This window comes from Erythrobacter sp. SN6-5, from assembly GCF_057364945.1.
Genome location: NZ_CP200282.1, coordinates 328,940 through 348,338, shown reverse-complemented (window position 1 = coordinate 348,338; position 19,399 = coordinate 328,940). Strand labels below are relative to the sequence as shown.

Here is a 19,399-nt window from a genome sequence, read left to right as displayed (position 1 = left end):
CCGCTCCGTTCGTCGCTGGTGAAGCACGCTTGGAACGGATGGAACACAGTCTTAGGGCGAAAAACCAATCGATCACAGATGGGCTGATTGATCGATTTACTCGATTAATCGGATGTTGGAGCACGGCGAGCAAAAGCATAGGCCCGGCATAGCCAGTCGCCCTCATGTAGGAAAATCCACGCGCTGCCGTGCCTGGTCTTGTTTCGTCACCCTGAACTTGGTTCAGGGTCCATCCTCAGGACGAATATCTTCGTTGGAGCGCAGCGATGGATGCTGAAACGAGTTCAGCATGACGGGATTGGATTTGGGATAGCGCGGCGGCGCAAGTTACGTTTGTCAGCAGCCAGATACACCTCCAGCGTCATCCCGGACTTGATCCGGGATAACCCTATCGGTCTCGCGCTAGCTGCCGCGGTTATCCTGGAAGCGCAGCTGACCGCAGGTCAACCAAGTTCAGGATGACGCGTATGGTTTCAGGATGCCGGGATCACAATGGCAACACCAATGCGTCCCCGGTAACACCAACCTCACCCCCGAGCATCAAGCCACTTTGCCAGCCGCACGCCGCCGGTGATCAGGAACGGCACCAGCACAATAGACAGCGCCACTTTGGCGATTACTTGTCCGATCAGCAGGTCCATAATCGGGAACAGGCCGTAGAAGGCGAGAGTGATGAAGATCACCGAGTCCACCGCTTGGCTGAGCGCAGAGGCCACTGCGCCGCGGATCATCAGGCCGATCGTGCTGGCCTCTCCGCTGCCGCGCAGTCGGTCAAATATCCAGATATTGAGCAGCAGTGAGACGATGTAGGCCGCTGGGCCCGCCGCCCATACGCGCCATACGGTGTTGTGCACTCGTTCAAACGCGGCGAGGTCGTCTGCACGCCCGCTCAGCATTTCCACTGAGGGCGGTAGAGCCAGCACCAATTGCATCAGCACGCTGGCGATCAGTAGCGGCACAAACCCCAGCCAAACGATCCGGGTTGCGTATTTCTGACCATAAAGCTGTGACACTGTGCTGGAAATGACGACCAGAATGAGAAACGCGAAAATGCCCGATTCCACCGCTAGATCGGTCGGCCACAATTGCACTTGCTTAAACGCCAACACGCCTGCCAGCACCGTCATCCCGCCATACAGCATCAGATAGACAAACAGCCCGCGCGGCATCTGTATCATGCTAGGCCGCGCTGGCGGCTGGGGACGTTTCGCTGGTGGATTGGGCCTGCGCCGGTGTCGCTGTGTTCATGGATCACGTGTAAGTTCCACGGGCGGAAAAGAAAAGCGATGGCGCGCGCGCTATCAACGCCTCTCACACCCGCGAGAATTGACTGTTTGCGCGCAAGCGGCAAGGTTCTCTCCCGCGTGCCGAGAGATCGCGGCGCGCATGTTCTTTGCGCAGGGTACGCGCATTTAGGGGAGCCTCGCGCTTAAACATGCCGCCATTTGTCATGAGCCTCATCGGGATCGCTGCGATCCTGGCCATCGCCTTTCTGCTGTCTAATGGGAAGAAGCGTATCAAACTGCGCGTGGTTGGCGCCGCCTTTGCCCTGCAGGCGCTGATGGCGCTGCTGGTGCTGCGCACGGATTTTGGCGTTGGCGCGATTGAATTTATGTCGAACGGCGTGATCGCCTTGCTCAGCTATTCTGTGCAGGGGATTGAGACCCTGTTCGGGCCGATGGGTAGCAATCCCTTTGCCAACACGTTCCTGATCGCAGCCTTGCCAGTGATTGTGTTCTTCGCCGCGCTGGTTTCGATCCTCTATTACCTTGGCATTATGCAGCGTCTGGTGCGCTGGCTGGGCGGGGCGATTGGCTGGCTGACCGGGATCAGCAAGGTGGAGGCGCTGGGCAGCGCGGCCAACATCTTTGTCGGCCAATCCGAAAGCCCGCTGGTCGTGCGGCCTTATCTCGCCGCCTTGCCGCCATCACGCCTGTTCACTTTGATGTGCGTCGGCATGGCCGGGGTCGCAGGCACGATCCTCGCCGCCTATGCGTCTTTCTTGGGCGATGAGGCGGTGCCTTATTTGCTGGCGGCGGCGTTTATGTCGGCCCCGGGCGGCATTCTGATGGCGAAGATCATCATGCCGGATGATCCCGAAGAGGCGGCGGCGCATGACGCGTTGATTGCCGATGCGACTGTGTCGGAGACCTTTGAAGAGGGCGAAAAGCCCGCCAATATCATCGAGGCGGCGGCCCAGGGCACCACCACGGGTGTAAAGCTGGCCGTGGCCGTAGGCGCGATGGTGATGGTGTTTGTCGCGCTGGTTGCGCTCGCCAATGGTCTCCTTGGCGGGGTTGGGGGCTGGTTCGGCTATCCCGACATCTCGTTCCAGCAATTGCTCGGCTATTTGTTCGCGCCGGTGATGTTCCTGATCGGGATTTCGGACTGGGATCAGGCGCAGATTGCGGGCGGATTGTTTGGCACCAAGATCGTGCTCAACGAATTTGTCGCCTTTATTGAACTGGGCGCGGTCGAAGGCCTGACGGAGCGCAGCCGTGCGGTTGTCACCTTTGCATTGTGCGGGTTTGCGAACTTCTCCTCCATCGCGATCCAAATGGCGGTGACGGGCGGCTTGGCCCCGAACCAGCGGCCCGTGATCGCGCGGCTTGGCCTTAAGGCATTGGCCGCTGGGAGTCTGGCAAACCTGATGAGCGCGGCGCTGGCTGGCCTGTTCTTGCCGCTCTAGACTGGAACAATTGGCCTTCGCGTATTACGTATTCCGCTATGACTGATACCGCCCCTGATATCGCAATTGTCTCTCTGGCTCAGCCGCTGGAGACGATCTCTGACGAGCTTGGTCGCAGCTTTGCCGAATATGGTTTCGCGGTTGTGCGCGATCATGGCATTCCGCAAGAGCTGATCGATAGGGCCGAGGCGCTCTCGAAAGAGTTCTTTGCGCTGCCGGACAAGGTCAAGCGGGCGTATAAGATCGAGGGCGGAGGCGGCGCGCGCGGCTACACCCCGTTCGGCACGGAGAAGGCCAAGGATGCGAGCGTCCATGACCTGAAGGAATTCTGGCACGTTGGCCGGGGCCTGCCCGCCGATCACCCGCTGGCAGAGTTCATGGGGCCGAATGTGTGGCCCGCCGAGGTGGGCGGATTTGAGGGCACCTTCAGCGAGCTTTACGCCGCGTTTGAAGAGGCCGGCGCGCGCGCGCTGGAGGCGATTGCGCTGCATCTGGAACTGCCGCAGGATTTCTTCGCAGCGACGGTTGAGGACGGCAATTCGGTGATGCGCCTGCTGCATTATCCGCCGCTCGGCCCCGATGCACCAGAGGGCGCGATCCGCGCCGCTGCGCATGGCGATATCAACACCATCACTTTGCTGCTCGGCGCAGAAGAGGCCGGGCTCGAACTGCTGACCAAGGCGGGCGAGTGGAAGGCGATTGATGTGCCTGAGGGCGCGCTGGTCATCAATGTTGGCGATATGCTGGAGCGGCTGACGAATGGCCGCCTGCGCTCAACCACTCACCGGGTGGTGAACCCGCGCGGCCCGGCGGCACAAAGATCGCGCTATTCTATGCCTTTTTCCTGCATTTCCGGCCTGATTACCTGATCGAGCCGCTGGCAAGCTGCACCGACGCATCGAGCGACTCGGCACCCGCAGAGCCAATTTCAGCCCATGACTTTCTGATGCAGCGCCTGCGCGAGATCAATCTGGCCTGATCAGCCCTCCACTGACCGAAATCGTCACGAATCTAATATTTTGTTGCACTGCAGCAACACCAGGCCGCTAACCTGCAGGAAACCGCGAGTCTTGCGGTGGAAAACTCTGTCATGATTGCGCTCGGCCGCTCAGGCAGTGGATAGCGTAACGGATTTGTCACAAATCGGTCTTTTTAGCGTCCCGCAACGGCCCTATTGGGGGCGTGTTCACATCCATCCACTGTGATCAGGGGACTCTACCAATGAAACTCAAATATCTCTTGGCGGCGAGCGTCGTAAGCCTCTCAGCCGCGGCAACCATCGCAGCGCCAGCCGCCGCGCAAAGCATTACATCCGGCATCGAAGGCTCGGTAATCGACGTTAGCGGTAACGCGCTTCCAGGTGCGACCGCAACCATCACCGACACGCGCACCGGCGCCGTTCGCGAAGTTACGGCAGGAGCGGATGGTAACTTCCGCGTCGGTTCATTGCCGCCCGGTGGCCCGTACACCGTCACAGTAACTGCACCTGGCTTTGAAGGTCAGACGGTTGAAGACGTCTTCACAAGCATTTCAGGTAACACCGCATTCCGCTTCACTCTCGAAGCTAGCGCTGCTGGCGGCACCGACAATGTGATCATCGTGACCGGCGCCCGCGCAGGCGTAACCCAGCTCGCAGTTGGCCCAGGCACAGCCTTCGACACGCAAACTCTAGAGAACTTCCCATCCATCACTCGCGACGTTCGCGACATCATTCGCATCGACCCACGCGTTAGCCTTGAGCAGAACAACGACGTTGATCGCATTTCCTGCCTCGGCGGCAATGACCGTGGCAACACTTTCACCGTTGACGGTATCATTCAGTCGGACGTGTTTGGCCTGAATGGTACGCCATTTGCCGCTCGTAACTCTCTGCCGCTGCCATTTGATGTGGTCGAGCAAACCTCGGTTGAATTCGCTCCGTTCGATGTAGAATATTCCGACTTCACCGGCTGTCTCGTCAACGTTGTTACCAAGGCTGGTACCAACGAATTTAGCGGTTCAGCATTCTACACTTTCTTTGACGAAGGCCTTCAGGGCGACGAGCTCGAGTTCCCGGACGGCGTTCGGACGATCAATGCCGGTCGCGAGGAGCGCTGGGGCGCGACCCTCTCGGGCCCAATCATTCCTGATCGCTTGTTCTTCTCGCTCGGCTACGAGGAAGTGACGATTGCAGACGGCTTTAACCGTGGCCCATTTGGGTCAGGTGCTGCCGATGAGGATGAGTTTGTCACTCAAGCCCAGTTTGACGAATTCGCTCGCATTGCGCGCGACGTCTATGGTCAGGACATTGGCGAGATCCCAACAACCTTGCCAGAAGGTAACGTGCGTTACTTTGGCCGCCTCGACGCAATCATCAATGATGATCACCGTCTTGAGGCAACCTATCAGCGTCTTGAAGAAACCAACGTCGAGTTCGATGGCGGCGGTAACACGCTGACTGGCATCAACTCGTTTGAAGACGAAGGTACAGTTTCGGACTATTACTCTGTGCGTCTGTATTCTGACTGGAGCGATAAGGTTTCGACCGAATTGCGTCTCAGCCGCGCCGATGTTGCCGACGTGCAAGGTCCGGTTGGCTTTAACGAAGCGCAAACGGATGATCCGACTGTTCGCCTTGTTGTTGGCTTCCCTAACGAAACAAACGGGCTGATCCCTGACGGTGAAGATGGTGGTCTTGCAACTGGCCCAGGTATTTTCCGTTCGGCCAACGCGCTGAACACCCGGATTGACCAAGCTCGTTTCGTTCTGAACTACGATGCAGGTGATCATCAGCTGAAATTTGGCGCTGAGATCAATGATCTCGAAGTATTCAACTTGTTTGCCATTAATGCGACCGGCACTTTGTTTTTTGACGGCCTTGCCGATTTTGAAGCAGGCCTGCTTGCAGGTGCGTTCGGTGTTGTCGACGCTGGGGGCGATTTTGACGGGCCAGACGATATCGTGGATCTCGACGATCCAATCGGCGGGGGTACGATCCGCACCGGTATTGATGGGGATATCAACAATGCTGCGGCGCAGTTTGGCCGCACAGTCTACTCGGTATTTGTACAGGACGATTGGTCAGTAAACAGCCAATTGGACGTGTCTGCCGGTGTCCGTGTTCAGCTCTATGATGGCGATGCCCCGCGCAACAACCCGCTGTTCGTAGACCGGCTCGGTTTCAGCAACAGCGTGTCCTTCGGCTCGATCGACCCGGTTGTTTTGCCGCGCCTCTCCGCGACTTATAATTTCGACAATGAAGGTTTCTTCTCAAACACCAGCGTAACCGGCGGTGTTGGTGTCTTTGCAGGCGGTGATCCGGTCGTTTTCTTCTCAAACGCGTTTTCCAACGATGGCTTTGCATCTGTCAATGGCAACACTGATGATTGCGACGCGGCTGACCTGAACATCGATCCTGTTACCGGTCAGATCTCAGTGCTTGCTGGTGGTGCTTTCACCGGTTTCCCACAATGCGCTATCAATGCCGGTGCTGCCGGTGCTGCTGCTGGTGGCGGTGAGGTTCAGAACATCGATCCTGACTTCAATATCCCAACCGCGCTGCGCGCCAACATCGGCTTTACCACTGATCTTGGCACCGACACCGGGTTCTTCTCAAACTGGAAGCTGAACGTCGATTACATCTACACCCGTTTCAACGACACGCTGGCAATTCGCGACCTTCTGCAGGTCGTCGATACCCGTCAGGCATTGGACGGCTTTACAGTGGACGGTCGCCCGATCATCGCGGCGATTGATCCACTGCGTACCGATTGTAACGCGACATTTGATCGTGATGCCGGGACATTCGTTGGCGTAACCGATCCATGCTTTGGCACCGGTCTTGATGAATTCCTGCAACTGACCAATGGTCCAAGCTTTGACAGCCACAACCTGTCATTCATCCTGACCAAGCGCTTCAGTGAAGGTCTGTTCACCGAGAACGGCAGCGTGAACGTCAACCTTGGTTATGCGTTCAACGACAGCGAGCAAACGATCAACTCGCGTTCGTCGACCGCAGGCTCGCAGTTTGACGGAACGGCTGTGTTCGATCCGCAAAACCCGGCTATCTCGCAATCTGGTTTTGAAACGCGTCACAACATCACTCTGTCGATGTTCTTCCGTGAGGAGTTCTTCGAAGGCTATGATACGGGTCTCGGCATCTTCTTCCGCGCATCGGAAGGCCGTCCTTACAGCTTGACCTTTGACGATGGCTCACCCGACTTCCGCGATAGCGGTTCGGCAGAGGAAAACATTCTCGCTTACATTCCAACTGGCATCGACGATCCGAACATTGCACCTCCGATTTTCAATGCAGCTGGTGAACAAATCGGTGGGTCTGTTTTGGCGGATGTCTCGTCTTTCCTTGACGCGATTAACAATGGGTTCGTGATCCCGAATGGTGAACGCGTAAACCTAAATTGTGATTTTACACCGGGTCAAACGATCAGCCGTAACACTTGCCGCAACCCGTGGTTCTTCGACGTGGACTTCCGCCTCACCCAAGAGCTGCCGTTCATCGGAAGCCTGACTGGGATCAAAGACGACCGGATTGAAATATTCGCTGACTTCTCGAACTTCCTGAACTTGCTCGACAGCGACTGGAATGTTCGTCGGTCATTTGGCGATTTTGATGGCCGCGTAGCTTTGCTTCGTGGTGAGTTCGATGACGCAGGTCGTTACCGTCTCGAAAGCTTCCGCGGTTTTGAAGCCGAACCGAATGTCGCTGTGAACAGCAGCATCTGGCGCATTCAAGTTGGTGCACGCTACGAATTCTAATTCGTCGCTGACTGACTAGCCAAACGAGCGGCGGGGCCTTAGCGGGCTCCGCCGTTTGCGTTTTGAGGACTGGTTTAACCGCCAGCGCCGCCGCTTCGCGCTGAGGTTTGGTCTCGGTCCTCGGCAATGCTGAGCACATCGCGCAGCAAATTGAGTTGGACCGCAGGATCAAATTTGCTGCGCAGTGCTCGTTCCAACATGGCAGCCCGGTCGCCCAGCTCCGCCTCGCCAAACATGGCGGCGGTTCCGGCAAGCTTGTGCAGCAGCCGCATCACCTCCTCCTTTTGCTCTTCATCAAAACCGCCCAGGCTGAGCGCGGTTTGCAGCGCTTCCAAAGCCTCCTCACGGCGGGTTTCCCACCGTTGCAGCAAGGCGGGGGAATGCGAGTGGAATTGCTCGCCTGGAGGGGGCGGAAAGTCGATAACCTGCGAGCTGGCTGCAAGTTCAGCATGGCTTTCTGGCGCGCCTTCACGATCCGCGAGCTGTTGTTGTCGAGGATCGTCTTCGTGCTCAGCCGAAGGACTGGCATCGATAATCCTGGTCGGTAGCCAGCGCTGAAGGGCATGGGCCAGCTTTGTGAATTGGAGCGGCTTGGCGAGATGTGCCTGCATGCCGGATTCGCGCGCAGCGGTGATGTCTTCGGGAAACGCATTGGCGGTGAGCGCTATGATCGGCAGAATATCTCCGCCAATCCCTTCGCCGCGGATCGCGCGGGTTGCGGCATAACCGTCACATCCTGGCATCTGCACATCCATCAAGACAAGGTCATAGGGATCGCCGCGAAGGTATGCGTCGATCACCATAGCGATCGCTTCATTCCCATCATGCGCGGTCGAGACGTTCTGGCCGCATTGCTCGAGCATTTCCGTGGCCAGCAGGCGGTTCACATCGTGATCCTCCGCCAGCAAGATGCGCGATCCGCGCGGCAGCTGCTCTGGCTTTGGCGGTTCGAATGCGGGTTCCAGTTCTGGCAAGGGTTGGGCCTTGGAAAATGGCAGTGCCAGAGTGAAGCATGAGCCGCGCCCTGGCTCGCTTTGGACATTCAAGCTCCCGCCCAGCAATTCAGCCAGTTGACGGCTGATGGAAAGGCCCAGTCCAGTCCCGCCAAAGCGGCGCGCTGTGCTGTTCTCACCCTGAGTAAAGGGTTTGAAGATGCTGCTCAGGCGTTCGGGACTGATCCCGATTCCGGTGTCGAACACTTGAACAATGATCTTGCCGGACTCAATCCGATAGCTGACCGTGACGCGGCCGAACTCGGTAAATTTGATCGCATTGGCGATCAGGTTGAGGGCAATTTGCCGCACACGCAGCCCATCGGTTGTTACCCAGGATTCGTCTGCTTCGCTTTCGAAATGGAGCTCTAGGCCTTTTTTCTCGGCGCTTGGCCGGTGCAGGGCGGTGCATTCCTCCAGGGTCGCATCAAGATCGAGTGCCTGCTTGTCGATGCTGATCTGCCCTGCTTCTATCTTGGAGAAATCGAGGATGTCATTGAGCAGCAACATCATGGAACGACCCGATTGCACTATCAGATCCACGTTCCGGCGTTGCTCTGGATCGAGCTCATTTTGCAAGGTCAGTTCCGCAAATCCGAGCACGCCGTTCATGGGGGTGCGGATTTCATGGCTCATATTGGCGAGAAATTCTGATTTCGCCCGCGCTGCACGCTCTGCCTTGCGCCGGGCGCGGGTCAGCAGGAGTTCCAGCTCCACTCGCTCAGTCACATTTCGCGCTGAAACAACAATGCCCTCGCGCTCTCCGGTTTCGGGGCTGCAAGCGATCGCGCATTCTGCCTCGATGAAAACCGGCAGGCCGTCCTCGCTGTCGGAGAAGCGGCGATAGGTGAAGCGCTCATTTGTGCTTGCGCCGGAGATCAAGCGCTCCTGGGCTTCAGAGATAAGTTCGCGAGAATCCTCGTGTGTCCGGTCGCTGGGCCGCTTCCCGATGAAGTTATCCGGCGATTCTCCCATCACGCTCGCAACCGATGGCGAGGCGTATGTGCAGCGCCCCTCAAGGTCAAAACACATCAATGCATCGGTGGTGTTGTCCGCCAATAGGGCTAGCTCACGCCGGCCTATTTCCAACTCCTCCATCATCCGTTCGCGCCCAGCCAAAATGACGGCAACAGGCAGGCCTGTTAGAAAGTTGGCAGCGACAAATGCCTGGAGCAGATGCGCCTGCATCTTAGCGGGCGCGCTTAGCCGCTGAAATGGGGCCGTGTCCGCTCCAGGTCATGGCCATGGCGACAAACGCCAGCAATACCACGAAGATCGCAGTACCCGTGCTGCCTAAACGAAATGCATGCAGCAAAGTGATCGGCGGGATCAGAAACAGCAGTGGATAGCTGGGTTGGTAGAACACCAGGAAAGCGCAACCGGCGCTCAGCTACCAGTAAGACTGATCGCTCGATTAGCTGCGCATTGTCAGGGCGTCGATAGTTTCGGATGGCGTCATAGAGGAGCAAGGCTGTCGGAACGATCAACACCATGCCGAGGCTGTCGGTAAGGAACCATGTCTTCACCGTGTCAGCCATGGCCGCCATGTCAGGAACCATCGCTAGCACTGCGACGAATGCGGACAGCAAAGGACCAACCAGCCCGCCGACCAGGACAATCTTGGCCAGATGCTCCAGGTTGGTCATGTCGGGGTGCGTCCCGCACGCTAGCCGTACGAGAGAGACGACAATCGCAATGTCGACGATATTGGCTGCGGCAAACACAAGCGGCTGATGAAGCGGGAAATCGGGGCTGAGATTGCCAATAAAGCCCGACACAAAGATCGCGGCCAAAAATGGGATTTCATTGTTCAGTCGGGCGCGCAGCAGAAACGCGACAGCGACCGCATTCGGGAGCCAAATCTTGGCCAAAGCGCCGCCGAAACGCGATAATTCGAGGCTGATGATCGCCAGCGCTGCAAACACGACAAAGCCAATTGCCGCGCCCATCGCGCTTCGGCGGTCGATCGTACCTATTGCAAAGCAAGCCAGGCGCGCCAGCTCTATGGGTTTTACTGCGTGCACGAACCTTGCACTCCATCGCTAACCCTTGAACAATGGCGTATAGTGCATACCGCCGCGTTCGCGTTGAGATGCGGACAAATACCTAAAGACGCAAAGGACAATGGGGGAGGTTATGGCAAAAGCGAACTATGCGGCGCGTGGCCGCCGACCGCGTTGGCCCTTGCTGGTTTTCATCGTGCTGGCTCATTTGGCCGCGCTCTATGGTCTTGCCCGTGCCTTTGCGCCTGACTTGACGGCATCGGTTGAACGCAGCGTCGTCTCGACATTCTCGGTAACGATTACTGCTCCGCCAGATCCGCCACCACCTGAAAATGAGCCGCAACCTGATGAGGGCGCGCAAGGCGATCCAGGGCGTCAGGCCGTGCCGAAACCCGTCACCGCGCCCACTCCGAAGGTGCCGGTAAAGCAAGACCGCCCTCAGCCGCGCGCCTCCTCCACCGGCACGGCGGTCAATTCTGGCGCTCGTGAGACCGGCGATGGCACGGGCGCAGCGGGCAGCGGCCTGGGCACAGGCAGCGGCAATCGCGGCGGCGGGCAGGGGGGCATTGCTGTCAGCAAGCCAGTCCATATATCCGGATCGATCAACAATGCGCGCGATTATCCAGTTCCAGAGGGTGGCCGCAAAGCGCGGCGCGGAACCGAAGTGATCGTGAAAGTGACGGTTGGGGTTGATGGGCGTGCCCGCAATTGCTCAATCTACCGGGCTAGCCCGGACGCAGAGGCCGACCGCATCACTTGCCAGCTGGTCGAGGGCAGGCTGGGTTTTCGGCTAGACTCAAGATGCCAATGGTAATCCTGTTGCAGCGCCGTTCTATTGGCGGCAAAGGTGGTTTTGATATCCTGGGGTCCTGACCCTTGTTACTCATCGTTAGTCCCTCTCGCGCTATGACTCCTGCCCTATGACCTCAGCCAAAATTCATCCTGTTATCTTGTGCGGCGGCGCGGGTACTCGGCTGTGGCCGGTTAGTCGCCGGGACAAGCCAAAGCCGTTCCTGCCGTTGATCGGTGAGACGACTTTGTTTCAGCAGGCGATTGAACGGACCAATGATGCCAGGCAGTTCGCAGCGCCTATGGTTGTGGCGGGTGAGGCGCATGCGGATCTGATAGAGCGGCAGTTGGCGGACATGTCCTGCGCCGCAAAGCTGATCATTGAACCGGCGGCACGCAATACGGCCCCGGCCATTGCGCTGGCTGCGGCGCGGCTTGATCCGACTGCGATCATGCTGGTGTGCCCGAGCGACCATCACATTGCGGACACAGCGGCCTTTTGCGCAGCCGCTAGTGCTGCTGCTGAGTTGGCGGAGGACGACCACCTGGTTTCCTTTGGGATCGCGGCAGATCGCCCTGAAACGGGCTATGGCTATCTGAGGCGCGGCGAGCCTTTGCCGGGTGGTTTTGTGATTGAGCGCTTTGTCGAAAAGCCAGATCTGGAGACAGCGCGGGCCTATCTCGGTAGCGGCGATTACAGCTGGAACGGAGGCATTTTTGCCTTTCGTGCGGGGGCGTTTTTGGATGAATTGACTGCGCATCGCCCGGATATGGCGGAGCTGGTTCGGCGTGCTGTCGATCATGGTGACGAGGAAGGTGCGCGGTTCAATCCTTCCAGCGATGCCTTTGCGGCGATCACCGGCGAGTCGGTGGATTATGCGGTTATGGAAAACACCGCGCGGGCCGCCATGGTGCCCGCTGATATGGGCTGGTCGGACATTGGCAATTGGGCTGCGCTGCATGATGCACTGCAAAGTGGTGAGAGCGGAAATGTCGCCCCCGAAAATGGCGAGCTTGCCGATTGCAAAAACGTGCTCGCGATCAGCGATGGACCGCGTATTTCTGCAATTGGGCTTGAGGATGTGTGCATCATCGTCGATGGCGACGAGGTATTGGTAACTACCCGCGATGGCGCACAGAAAGTGGGCAAGCTCTCAGGACCAAATGAGCAATGAGCCCTAATCCAGCAACCAAGCGCTTCGAAATGGAGCCGGGCCACTTCGCTCGCAAGCTTGCCACGCGCCGGGTTGAGAAGGTGTGGGGGCGGGCCAATTTACCCTCGCCGTTTGATCGCCGGTCGGTCGCGCGAACCAAGGGCCCTGACGGCTTAGCCGATGCTGGTTGGTGAGGTCTGGTTTGAACCTCCTCCAGAGCTGGAACAACTGCTGGTCAAATATCTTTTCACCAGCGAGAAATTGTCGGTTCAGGTGCACCCCGGTGATGACGATGCCCAGGGCGATGAAGCGGGCAAGGATGAATGCTGGCTGGTGCTGGATGCAGAGCCGGGTGCGAAGCTGGCAATTGGATTTGAAGAGCCGGTCACGTCTGAGCAGATGAAACAGGCCGCGATCAGCGGTGATATTGAAGGCCTGCTGACCTGGTATGAGGCGAAGGCTGGCGATCTGTTCTTTCTGCCAGCGGGAACGGTCCATGCAATTGGGCCGGGATTGAAGCTGATCGAGGTGCAGCAGAACAGCGATACCACCTTCCGATTGTATGATTACGGTCGCCCACGCGAGCTGCATTTAGAGCGCGCGATGGCTGTTGCGAGCTGCGGCAGGTATGAGGCCAGGCATGCAGGCACGATTGCCGAACGAGGGCAGGTCCTGTTCGATGCGCCGCATTTCCGTGTCGACCGGGTTGAGGGTGTTCCGGATGTAGAAACCAGCGCGGCCTTTGACGGCCCGATATTGGTGTTGCCAATCGAAGGTGAGGTCAGATGGTCTGCCCAGGCGGCGGGCGATTGCGACGATACGCGCGCCCAAGCCGGTGAATGTGTGGTTGCGAGCGGCCTTAGGCTGTTCGACTTTTCCGATGCCAAGGTGACTTTGCTGATTAGCGCCAAACAGGTTTGAGCGCGCCGCCTCTGCTGCATGGGAGGAAGGAATACGCTCTAGTGCTTTTCGAGCAATCTGCCGCCTTCTTTTCGAACGGCCTTTTCAATTAGCGGTTTGGCCATGCTCAAGATTACCGGCAGTTCAAACTCAATGATCGCCTGTGTGTCTTCCACTTCTACAAAGCCGGTAACGCTCTGGCCGAAAACACTGACTTGCAGGTCCATTCTGTCTTCATGCGGCCAGGACGTTTCAACCTCGGCCATGCCTTCAGGAAAAAACCCACCAATTTCACCAGCATGTTCGTGCATGCGGCGGCGAACCTCCTCGCGCCCCAATTCGTGCGGCAGGGCAATTCTCATTTCGGTGTGTCCTCCAGCCCCTCTGCCCCGCCATAGCGGTATTCGAGATAACGGTCCTTGATCGCCAGATCGTCTAATGCGCCCTCCGCCAGGCGGCGGGTGACACGGTCCAGCTCACCGCTGATCTTGCCAAGGCTATCAGCCAGACGATCATCAGCCGATTTGCCGACGTGATCTTCGCTGCGCAAATGCTCCGGGATCTTGCGGTAATTGTCGATTGTCTCAGGGATATATTCACCCACCAGCTCGCGCACTTCGGCGACGCTGGGGTGGGATTGATCGACTGTTTCCAGTTGCAGCCCGAGGGCATCCAATTGCACGCCAAGCTCATCGACCAGCTTCACCGCCGGTGCGGGCAGGGCGGGGCGCTGAGCCTCCAGCCACAGCTCTGTGCGGGCGACCATTTGTTTCGGTTCGCCCTGCTTCAGCTCAGTGCGTTTGGGAATTTTGATCTTGGGATAATTTCCGAAAACGAAGGCCGCCGCCATCGCCGCGAGTGCGACCATCATAACGCCGGTGAAGCCGATGCCATCCAGAACCACGCCAGCGATTGATGCCGTGACCAAGATCGTCAGGATGGCGCCAGCGAAGTATTTTGCTCGCTTCAGCCAATTCTTGCGTTTGGCACCCGCCGAGCCCTTGCCGATGGAATCGCCGGGCCGGTGCGTGCCGCCTTCGCGCTGCACCTGCAGGCTCTTGCCCGCAGCGCTCAGGATCTGATCCGATTGTGTGGTGGTGTCTTGCATCGCCAGCCTTAGCTCTCCAGCGCCAGCAATGACGGCTCAGAGGAGACCTTGGCCTCAGCCTGCGCTTGTCCTTCCGCGCGGGCGATATAGCCTTTCGACTTCTCAACCTCATCGGTCAGCACGGTGACGGTTTGTTTCATGCTGGCGAGCGCCTTCACCTTGAACTCGTCGACCTCGTCCATCGTGTCATAGATGTTCTGGAACGCGCGCTGCAGCGTTTCCAGTGGAATGGTGCTGGAGGCTGCCTGCTCGTGGATTTGGCCGGTCTGCTCGCGCAGCAGCGTGCTGGTGGAATCGATAATGTCGCTTGTGGTCTGGTTGAGCGCGGTGATCTGGCCCAGCACAAGCCGCTGGTTCGTCATCGCCTGAGCCACCGTCACCGCCGTGCGCAATGCGCCCACGGTCGTGGTGCTGGCGCGGTCCACGCCCTTGACCAGCTCGACATTGTTTTTCTTCACCAGATCAAGGCTGAGATAGCCTTGAACGCTGACTGCCATTTGCGTCAGCAGATCCTGCGTGCGCTGGCGGACATAGAACAGCGCGCTCTCGCGCAGAGCTTTTGCCTTGGCGGGATCGGTCGCATCCAGCTCATCGGCTTTCGCCTCAAGCTTGGCATCGAGCTTCTTGGCGATGTGGATCATCTGCTCCAGCTCACCCATCGCCGCCCATAGTTTCTGGCGCTCGACATCAATCGCTGCATTGTCCTCGTGCAGTTCTTTCTTGCCAGAGGACAACCGCTCCAGGATGGCCTGAATGTGCCCCTGAGAAGAGGTGTAGCTGTCAAAATAGTTCTGCAACTTGTTACCGAACGGGATTATGCCAAACAGCTTGCGCGGCGCCAGCAGCTTACCCTTGCGGCCGGGATCGAGGTCTTCGACCGTGCGGCGCAGCTCCGCCAGATCGGCGCCAACTGTGCCGTCACCGTCCATTGAGCGCACTGGGCGATCGAGGAAGCGGTTGGACATTGCGGCAGCGGCGCGGATTTGCTCCTGTCCCATGCGCGTGATCTGATCGACCTTTTCACCAAAGGCTGGTGAATTGGCGTCCTCCGCAACGAGTTCCGTCACAAAGCCATCGACCTTCTCATCGAGCTTGGACTTCTTTTCCTCGTCCACCGGGACCAGCCCTGCGGCCTTTTCCGGCGCAACCGCTGGCACGGGATCTGGCGGGCTCAATTCAAAATCGGTGACCGTCTTGGTGGTGGTTTCCGTCGTATTCATCGGGCTTCTTCAACTCCCTGAAGTCGTGGCTTACGCCAGCCTATATGCTGGTGGCAGCGGCTTGAACTGGCTGCATCTCTCTTACTGTATTAGTAATCTAAGACACACTATTCAAGATAGTGCCTTATCGCTGGGCATGCGTCCATTCAAAAGCGTGCGCTGGCCCAGGCGTGACAGCCGGGCATTCGCGAGCATGCTTTTGTTTGCGGGATTTTACGCGTAACCGCATAGGGGTGAGCATAGAAAGACACGGACATAATCATGCAGAATGATGGGGATCGCAGGGCGGATTTGAGCGAGGATCAGGACACCGCGCGCAATACGGGGCAAGGCTCGGCCATGGCGGCGGCGTCATCGGCTGCGGGTACGTCTGCGGCCTCCAAGGCGACCGGCCACCCCGATCCGACCCCTTCAAAATCGAGCTTTTCGCGTGTCCTGTTCAGCTGGCGGAGATGGTGGCTCGAAGATGTTGTGGGGACCGTCCAGCAATCGAGCGTGATTGAGAAGCGGCGCGAGGATTGCGCCCTTTCAGAGCGCTATCTGTTTATGACCGCGATGAGCGGCGGGATCGCGATCCTCGGCCTGCTGCTGTCCTCACCAGCGGTGGTGATCGGTGCGATGTTGCTGTCACCGTTGATGGGGCCAATTATGGGCCTCGGCTTTGCCCTGGCGATTGGCGATTATCAGTGGTTGAAACAATCCGCGCGCAGCCTGGCCTGGGGCAGTGTGATGGCGGTCGCTCTATGCGCGCTGATCGTGTTTTTCTCGCCGATCCAGACGATTACGCCAGAGATCGCAGCGCGCACCCGGCCCAACTTGTTTGATCTGATGGTCGCGCTGTTTTCGGCGCTGGCGGGTGCCTATGCGATGATCCGCGGGCGCGAGGGCACGATTGTGGGCGTTGCGATTGCGACCGCCTTGATGCCGCCGCTTGCGGTGGTCGGCTTTGGCCTGGCGACCTCGAACTGGACGGTCTTCTCCGGCGCGCTGTTGCTGTATGTCACCAACCTTATCACGATTGCGCTGGTCGCCTGGGCGATGGCGCGCCTCTATGGCTTCCGCCATGCGCTCAGCCAGCGGCAAACCTATTTTCAAAATCTGATGGTGGCGGTGGTCTTTATCGCGCTCGCCGTGCCTTTGGGCCTGTCGCTTAGCCAAATCGCGTGGGAGGCGAATGCTCAGCGGATTGTCCGCAGCGAGATCGTTGAGACCTTTGATGATCGCTCTCGCCTGAGCGAAATGGAGATTGAATTTGGCGGAGAAGGGCTGGGTGTGAATGCCACCGTCCTGACGCCGCGACTGCGCGCGGATGCGGAAACGGATGTTGAACGTGCATTGATGAGCTGAGCTGGGGCGTCCGGTTGAACTGACCCTGACGCAATACCAGGTCGGAACCAGCGCCAGCGCAGCTGAAGAGGCCGAAATTTCCGCCACCCGCGCCAATGAAGAGGCCGCCGCGACAGCGCGCGCGGAAAACCTGGCTCAGCGATTGGCGCTGATCGCAGGCGTTCCGGTTGAGGACGTCCTGGTTGATCGCACGCGGCGCAAGGCGATGGTGCGTTCTAAGCGGCTCGATGGTGCGTCCTTGTCCGCCTATCGCACGCTGGAGGAACGGATTGCTGCGACTGAGCCAGAATGGACTATCGAACTGCTCCCACCAATGGGGCGCCTGCCGGAAACAATCGAATTTGAAGAGGGCGAGCCAACAGCCGCAGGCATGACTTCGCTGCTCGTTACGGCTTGGGCCGGGCAAAGGCTCGATGTGCCTGTGGTGATTTCGGGCAATGCAGAAAATGCCGCCCGTGCCGCCGAGCTGATGGCGGAAAACGGCTTGCAGGCCCGCGTCGAGGCGAGCTCTGGAACAGTGCGCGCGCGCTGGGCTGATCTGTCTGAATAGGTTTGTTATCGAGTATGGAGCGGGTGGCTCAGCAGGTTTGAGCGATTGCTCAAACTTAATAGACTTAAGCCGCCAGCTCCAGCGGGACAATCTCGCCTGACAGGTAGAGCTTCTTCGCCTTGGCCCGGCTTAGCTTGCCAGAGGAGGTGCGCGGCAAAGTGCGCGGCGGCACCAATTCCACGACGCAGCTCATCCCCGTGACAGAGCGAACCTTGTCAGCGATCTGTTCGCGCAGGTGAATGCGCTCCGCCGGGTCGGAGACGCGGCAATGGACCAGCACAGCGGGCGCTTCTTCGCCATTGTCGGTTTCGATCGAGAACGCGGCGATGTCGCCGTGGTTGAAGCCGGGCAATTGCTCGACCGCCCATTCAATATCCTGCGGCCAGTGGTTCTTGCCGTTGATGATGATCATGTCCTTGGCGCGGCCGACAATGAACAGATAGCCGTCGGCCAAATATCCCATATCGCCGGTATCGAGCCAGCCATCGATCAGGCAATCCTCGGTCGCTTCTTCATTGCGGAAGTAAGAATGCATCACGCTGGGGCCGCGGCACCAGACTTTGCCGATTTGATGGTCGCCGCGCGCATGGCCGTCTTCGCCGCGAATTTCGACTTCCATATCGGGCAGGGTTTTGCCGCAATTGACGATCGCGCGGTAGCGGGCCGGGCGTGAGATGTCGCGCGGCGTGCCGGACAGGCGCTCTTCCTCGACCAGCTCAACCCGAATGCCTTCGCCAGGCGGCATCACAGTTACCGCCAGAACCGCCTCGGCCAGGCCGTATGAGGGGGTAAAGGCGCTCGCTTTAAAGCCAGCGTCTGCAAAGGCGTTGACGAAGCTTTGCATGACGTCCGGGCGGATCATATCTGCACCGTTGCCCGCGACGCGCCAGCGCGACAGGTCAAAACGTTCCGCGACATTGCTCTGGCTGGAAATGCGGCGCGCGCAAATGTCATAGCCAAAGGTCGGTGAGTAAGAGAGCGTGCTGCCAGGATTGCGGCTGATCACGTCGAGCCATGCCAGCGGACGGCGGGCGAAGGCGTCTGGTTTAAGATAATCGCCGGAAACCTGATTGGCGATCAGAGACAGGAAGCATCCGACCAGACCCATATCGTGATACCACGGCAGCCAGCTGACGCAGCGTTCGTTCTCGCCGAGTTGCATGCTGGTTGAATGGCCGTAAAGATTATGCAGCAGAGCCCGGTGGGTCACCGCAACCCCGGTGGGGAAGCGCGTCGAGCCAGAGGAATATTGCAAATAGCAGATGTCTTCCGGATCAGCTTTCGGCAGCTCGCATTCGGGCGCCTCGCGTTTCACGAAATCCTGCCAGCTTTCACTGGGGCAACCTTGGCGTGTCGCCGCAGCGCTCGCCATTTCAGCGATTTCTTCTGGATAGATCAGGATCTTTGGATCGGAGCTGTTCAATTGCACCGCAAGCTGATCGATGAAGCTTTCCTTGCCGCCAAAGCTGGTTGGTAGCGGTAGAGGCACGGGCCACGCGCCAACATAGACGCAGGCACAAAACAGCGCGGCAAATTCCGGTCCGGTTTCCGCGATCAGGGCGATGCGATCTTCCTTGCCAATCCCGCTCGCGGTGAGGCGGCGAGCCATAACAAGGGCGTCTTCGCGAAGCTCAGAATAGGGGTAAACGCGCTCTAATTGTCCACGCATATCATGGAAGTTGAGGCCCTTTTGGCTCTTCGCAGCGTAGTCAATCGCGTCGTTGAACGTCTCAAACTGCGCTCTGATGCGCGGCAATTCGCAATCATTCGGCGTCGGCGTCAATGCGGCGTCGGTCATAATTTTCTAGCGAAACCCGTCAGTTACAGCGCGGCATAGCACGCCAAATCCCGTCTGCGTTGCGCGCTGGACATCTAATCCAACACGCTCCACA

The 19,399-nt window shown here is 58.6% G+C and carries 14 protein-coding genes and 1 pseudogene; 8 read left to right on the top strand and 7 right to left on the bottom strand.

Features of this window, described 5'->3' with window-relative positions; genetic code table 11:
- Positions 1-527: 527 nt before the first annotated feature.
- Positions 528-1,178 carry a queuosine precursor transporter gene (locus AC0V6Z_RS01645; RefSeq protein WP_472639685.1) on the bottom strand — a complete coding sequence of 217 codons (651 nt, stop codon included), beginning with the start codon at positions 1,176-1,178 and terminating at the stop codon, positions 528-530.
- Between the two features lie 257 nt (positions 1,179-1,435).
- Here AC0V6Z_RS01645 and AC0V6Z_RS01640 point away from each other — a divergent pair, with 257 nt between their 5' ends.
- From AC0V6Z_RS01640 to AC0V6Z_RS01630, 3 genes and pseudogenes are all read left to right on the top strand, one after another.
- On the top strand, positions 1,436-2,689 hold the full coding sequence (locus AC0V6Z_RS01640) for a NupC/NupG family nucleoside CNT transporter (protein WP_472639684.1): 1,254 nt from the start codon (positions 1,436-1,438) through the stop codon (positions 2,687-2,689).
- A gap of 38 nt (positions 2,690-2,727) precedes the next feature.
- A pseudogene (locus AC0V6Z_RS01635) lies at positions 2,728-3,668 on the top strand (isopenicillin N synthase family dioxygenase).
- A gap of 242 nt (positions 3,669-3,910) precedes the next feature.
- Entirely contained in the window at positions 3,911-7,444 is a 3,534-nt protein-coding gene (locus AC0V6Z_RS01630) for a TonB-dependent receptor (RefSeq protein ID WP_472639683.1), read from the top strand.
- 74 nt (positions 7,445-7,518) lie between these two features.
- Here the strand turns inward: AC0V6Z_RS01630 and AC0V6Z_RS01625 are convergent, their stop codons facing one another.
- On the bottom strand, positions 7,519-9,624 hold the full coding sequence (locus tag AC0V6Z_RS01625) for a PAS domain-containing hybrid sensor histidine kinase/response regulator (RefSeq protein WP_472639682.1): 2,106 nt from the start codon (positions 9,622-9,624) through the stop codon (positions 7,519-7,521).
- A 14-nt stretch (positions 9,625-9,638) separates the two neighbouring features.
- Positions 9,639-10,460 (bottom strand): MASE1 domain-containing protein, encoded by an 822-nt coding sequence (locus AC0V6Z_RS01620; protein ID WP_472639681.1) that lies wholly within the window; start codon positions 10,458-10,460, stop codon positions 9,639-9,641.
- A gap of 112 nt (positions 10,461-10,572) precedes the next feature.
- On the opposite strand from AC0V6Z_RS01620, the gene AC0V6Z_RS01615 reads away from it, so the two are divergent.
- The 3 genes from AC0V6Z_RS01615 to AC0V6Z_RS01605 all read left to right on the top strand — a co-directional run bounded on the left by AC0V6Z_RS01615 (position 10,573) and on the right by AC0V6Z_RS01605 (position 13,303).
- Positions 10,573-11,253 (top strand): hypothetical protein, encoded by a 681-nt coding sequence (locus AC0V6Z_RS01615; RefSeq protein WP_472639680.1) that lies wholly within the window; start codon positions 10,573-10,575, stop codon positions 11,251-11,253.
- A gap of 106 nt (positions 11,254-11,359) precedes the next feature.
- Positions 11,360-12,403, top strand: a complete 1,044-nt coding sequence (locus AC0V6Z_RS01610; RefSeq protein ID WP_472639679.1) for a mannose-1-phosphate guanylyltransferase — start codon at positions 11,360-11,362, stop codon at positions 12,401-12,403.
- A 159-nt stretch (positions 12,404-12,562) separates the two neighbouring features.
- Complete coding sequence (locus tag AC0V6Z_RS01605) at positions 12,563-13,303, top strand: class I mannose-6-phosphate isomerase (protein WP_472639678.1); 741 nt, start codon at positions 12,563-12,565, stop codon at positions 13,301-13,303.
- A gap of 38 nt (positions 13,304-13,341) precedes the next feature.
- Here the strand turns inward: AC0V6Z_RS01605 and AC0V6Z_RS01600 are convergent, their stop codons facing one another.
- Genes AC0V6Z_RS01600 through AC0V6Z_RS01590 form a run of 3 tightly spaced genes read right to left on the bottom strand, consistent with a single transcriptional unit; the run spans position 13,342 to position 15,610 of the window.
- Positions 13,342-13,644, bottom strand: a complete 303-nt coding sequence (locus AC0V6Z_RS01600) for a polyhydroxyalkanoic acid system family protein (RefSeq protein ID WP_472639677.1) — start codon at positions 13,642-13,644, stop codon at positions 13,342-13,344.
- Positions 13,641-14,390, bottom strand: a complete 750-nt coding sequence (locus tag AC0V6Z_RS01595) for a hypothetical protein (protein WP_472639676.1) — start codon at positions 14,388-14,390, stop codon at positions 13,641-13,643. The genes AC0V6Z_RS01600 and AC0V6Z_RS01595 overlap by 4 nt, the downstream gene beginning before the upstream one ends.
- A gap of 8 nt (positions 14,391-14,398) precedes the next feature.
- Positions 14,399-15,610, bottom strand: a complete 1,212-nt coding sequence (locus tag AC0V6Z_RS01590) for a toxic anion resistance protein (RefSeq protein WP_472639675.1) — start codon at positions 15,608-15,610, stop codon at positions 14,399-14,401.
- A 261-nt stretch (positions 15,611-15,871) separates the two neighbouring features.
- Between AC0V6Z_RS01590 and AC0V6Z_RS01585 the strand changes: the two genes are divergently transcribed.
- Entirely contained in the window at positions 15,872-16,957 is a 1,086-nt protein-coding gene (locus AC0V6Z_RS01585) for a TIGR00341 family protein (RefSeq protein ID WP_472639674.1), read from the top strand.
- 142 nt (positions 16,958-17,099) lie between these two features.
- Positions 17,100-17,507: a hypothetical protein gene (locus AC0V6Z_RS01580; RefSeq protein WP_472639673.1), complete on the top strand. Its 408-nt coding sequence runs from the start codon at positions 17,100-17,102 to the stop codon at positions 17,505-17,507.
- Positions 17,508-17,571: 64 nt separating this feature from the next.
- On the opposite strand, the gene AC0V6Z_RS01575 is transcribed toward AC0V6Z_RS01580, so the two are convergent.
- Entirely contained in the window at positions 17,572-19,305 is a 1,734-nt protein-coding gene (locus AC0V6Z_RS01575; RefSeq protein ID WP_472639672.1) for a fatty acyl-AMP ligase, read from the bottom strand.
- Between the last annotated feature and the right edge of the window lie 94 nt (positions 19,306-19,399).

Coding starts and splice junctions, on each gene's coding strand:
- AC0V6Z_RS01645 (WP_472639685.1), bottom strand. CDS start 1,178: ATGATACAGATGCCGCGCGGGCTGTTTGTCTATCTGATGCTGTATGGC.
- AC0V6Z_RS01640 (WP_472639684.1), top strand. CDS start 1,436: ATGCCGCCATTTGTCATGAGCCTCATCGGGATCGCTGCGATCCTGGCC.
- AC0V6Z_RS01630 (WP_472639683.1), top strand. CDS start 3,911: ATGAAACTCAAATATCTCTTGGCGGCGAGCGTCGTAAGCCTCTCAGCC.
- AC0V6Z_RS01625 (WP_472639682.1), bottom strand. CDS start 9,624: ATGCAGGCGCATCTGCTCCAGGCATTTGTCGCTGCCAACTTTCTAACA.
- AC0V6Z_RS01615 (WP_472639680.1), top strand. CDS start 10,573: ATGGCAAAAGCGAACTATGCGGCGCGTGGCCGCCGACCGCGTTGGCCC.
- AC0V6Z_RS01610 (WP_472639679.1), top strand. CDS start 11,360: ATGACCTCAGCCAAAATTCATCCTGTTATCTTGTGCGGCGGCGCGGGT.
- AC0V6Z_RS01605 (WP_472639678.1), top strand. CDS start 12,563: ATGCTGGTTGGTGAGGTCTGGTTTGAACCTCCTCCAGAGCTGGAACAA.
- AC0V6Z_RS01600 (WP_472639677.1), bottom strand. CDS start 13,644: ATGAGAATTGCCCTGCCGCACGAATTGGGGCGCGAGGAGGTTCGCCGC.
- AC0V6Z_RS01595 (WP_472639676.1), bottom strand. CDS start 14,390: ATGCAAGACACCACCACACAATCGGATCAGATCCTGAGCGCTGCGGGC.
- AC0V6Z_RS01590 (WP_472639675.1), bottom strand. CDS start 15,610: ATGAATACGACGGAAACCACCACCAAGACGGTCACCGATTTTGAATTG.
- AC0V6Z_RS01585 (WP_472639674.1), top strand. CDS start 15,872: ATGCAGAATGATGGGGATCGCAGGGCGGATTTGAGCGAGGATCAGGAC.
- AC0V6Z_RS01575 (WP_472639672.1), bottom strand. CDS start 19,305: ATGACCGACGCCGCATTGACGCCGACGCCGAATGATTGCGAATTGCCG.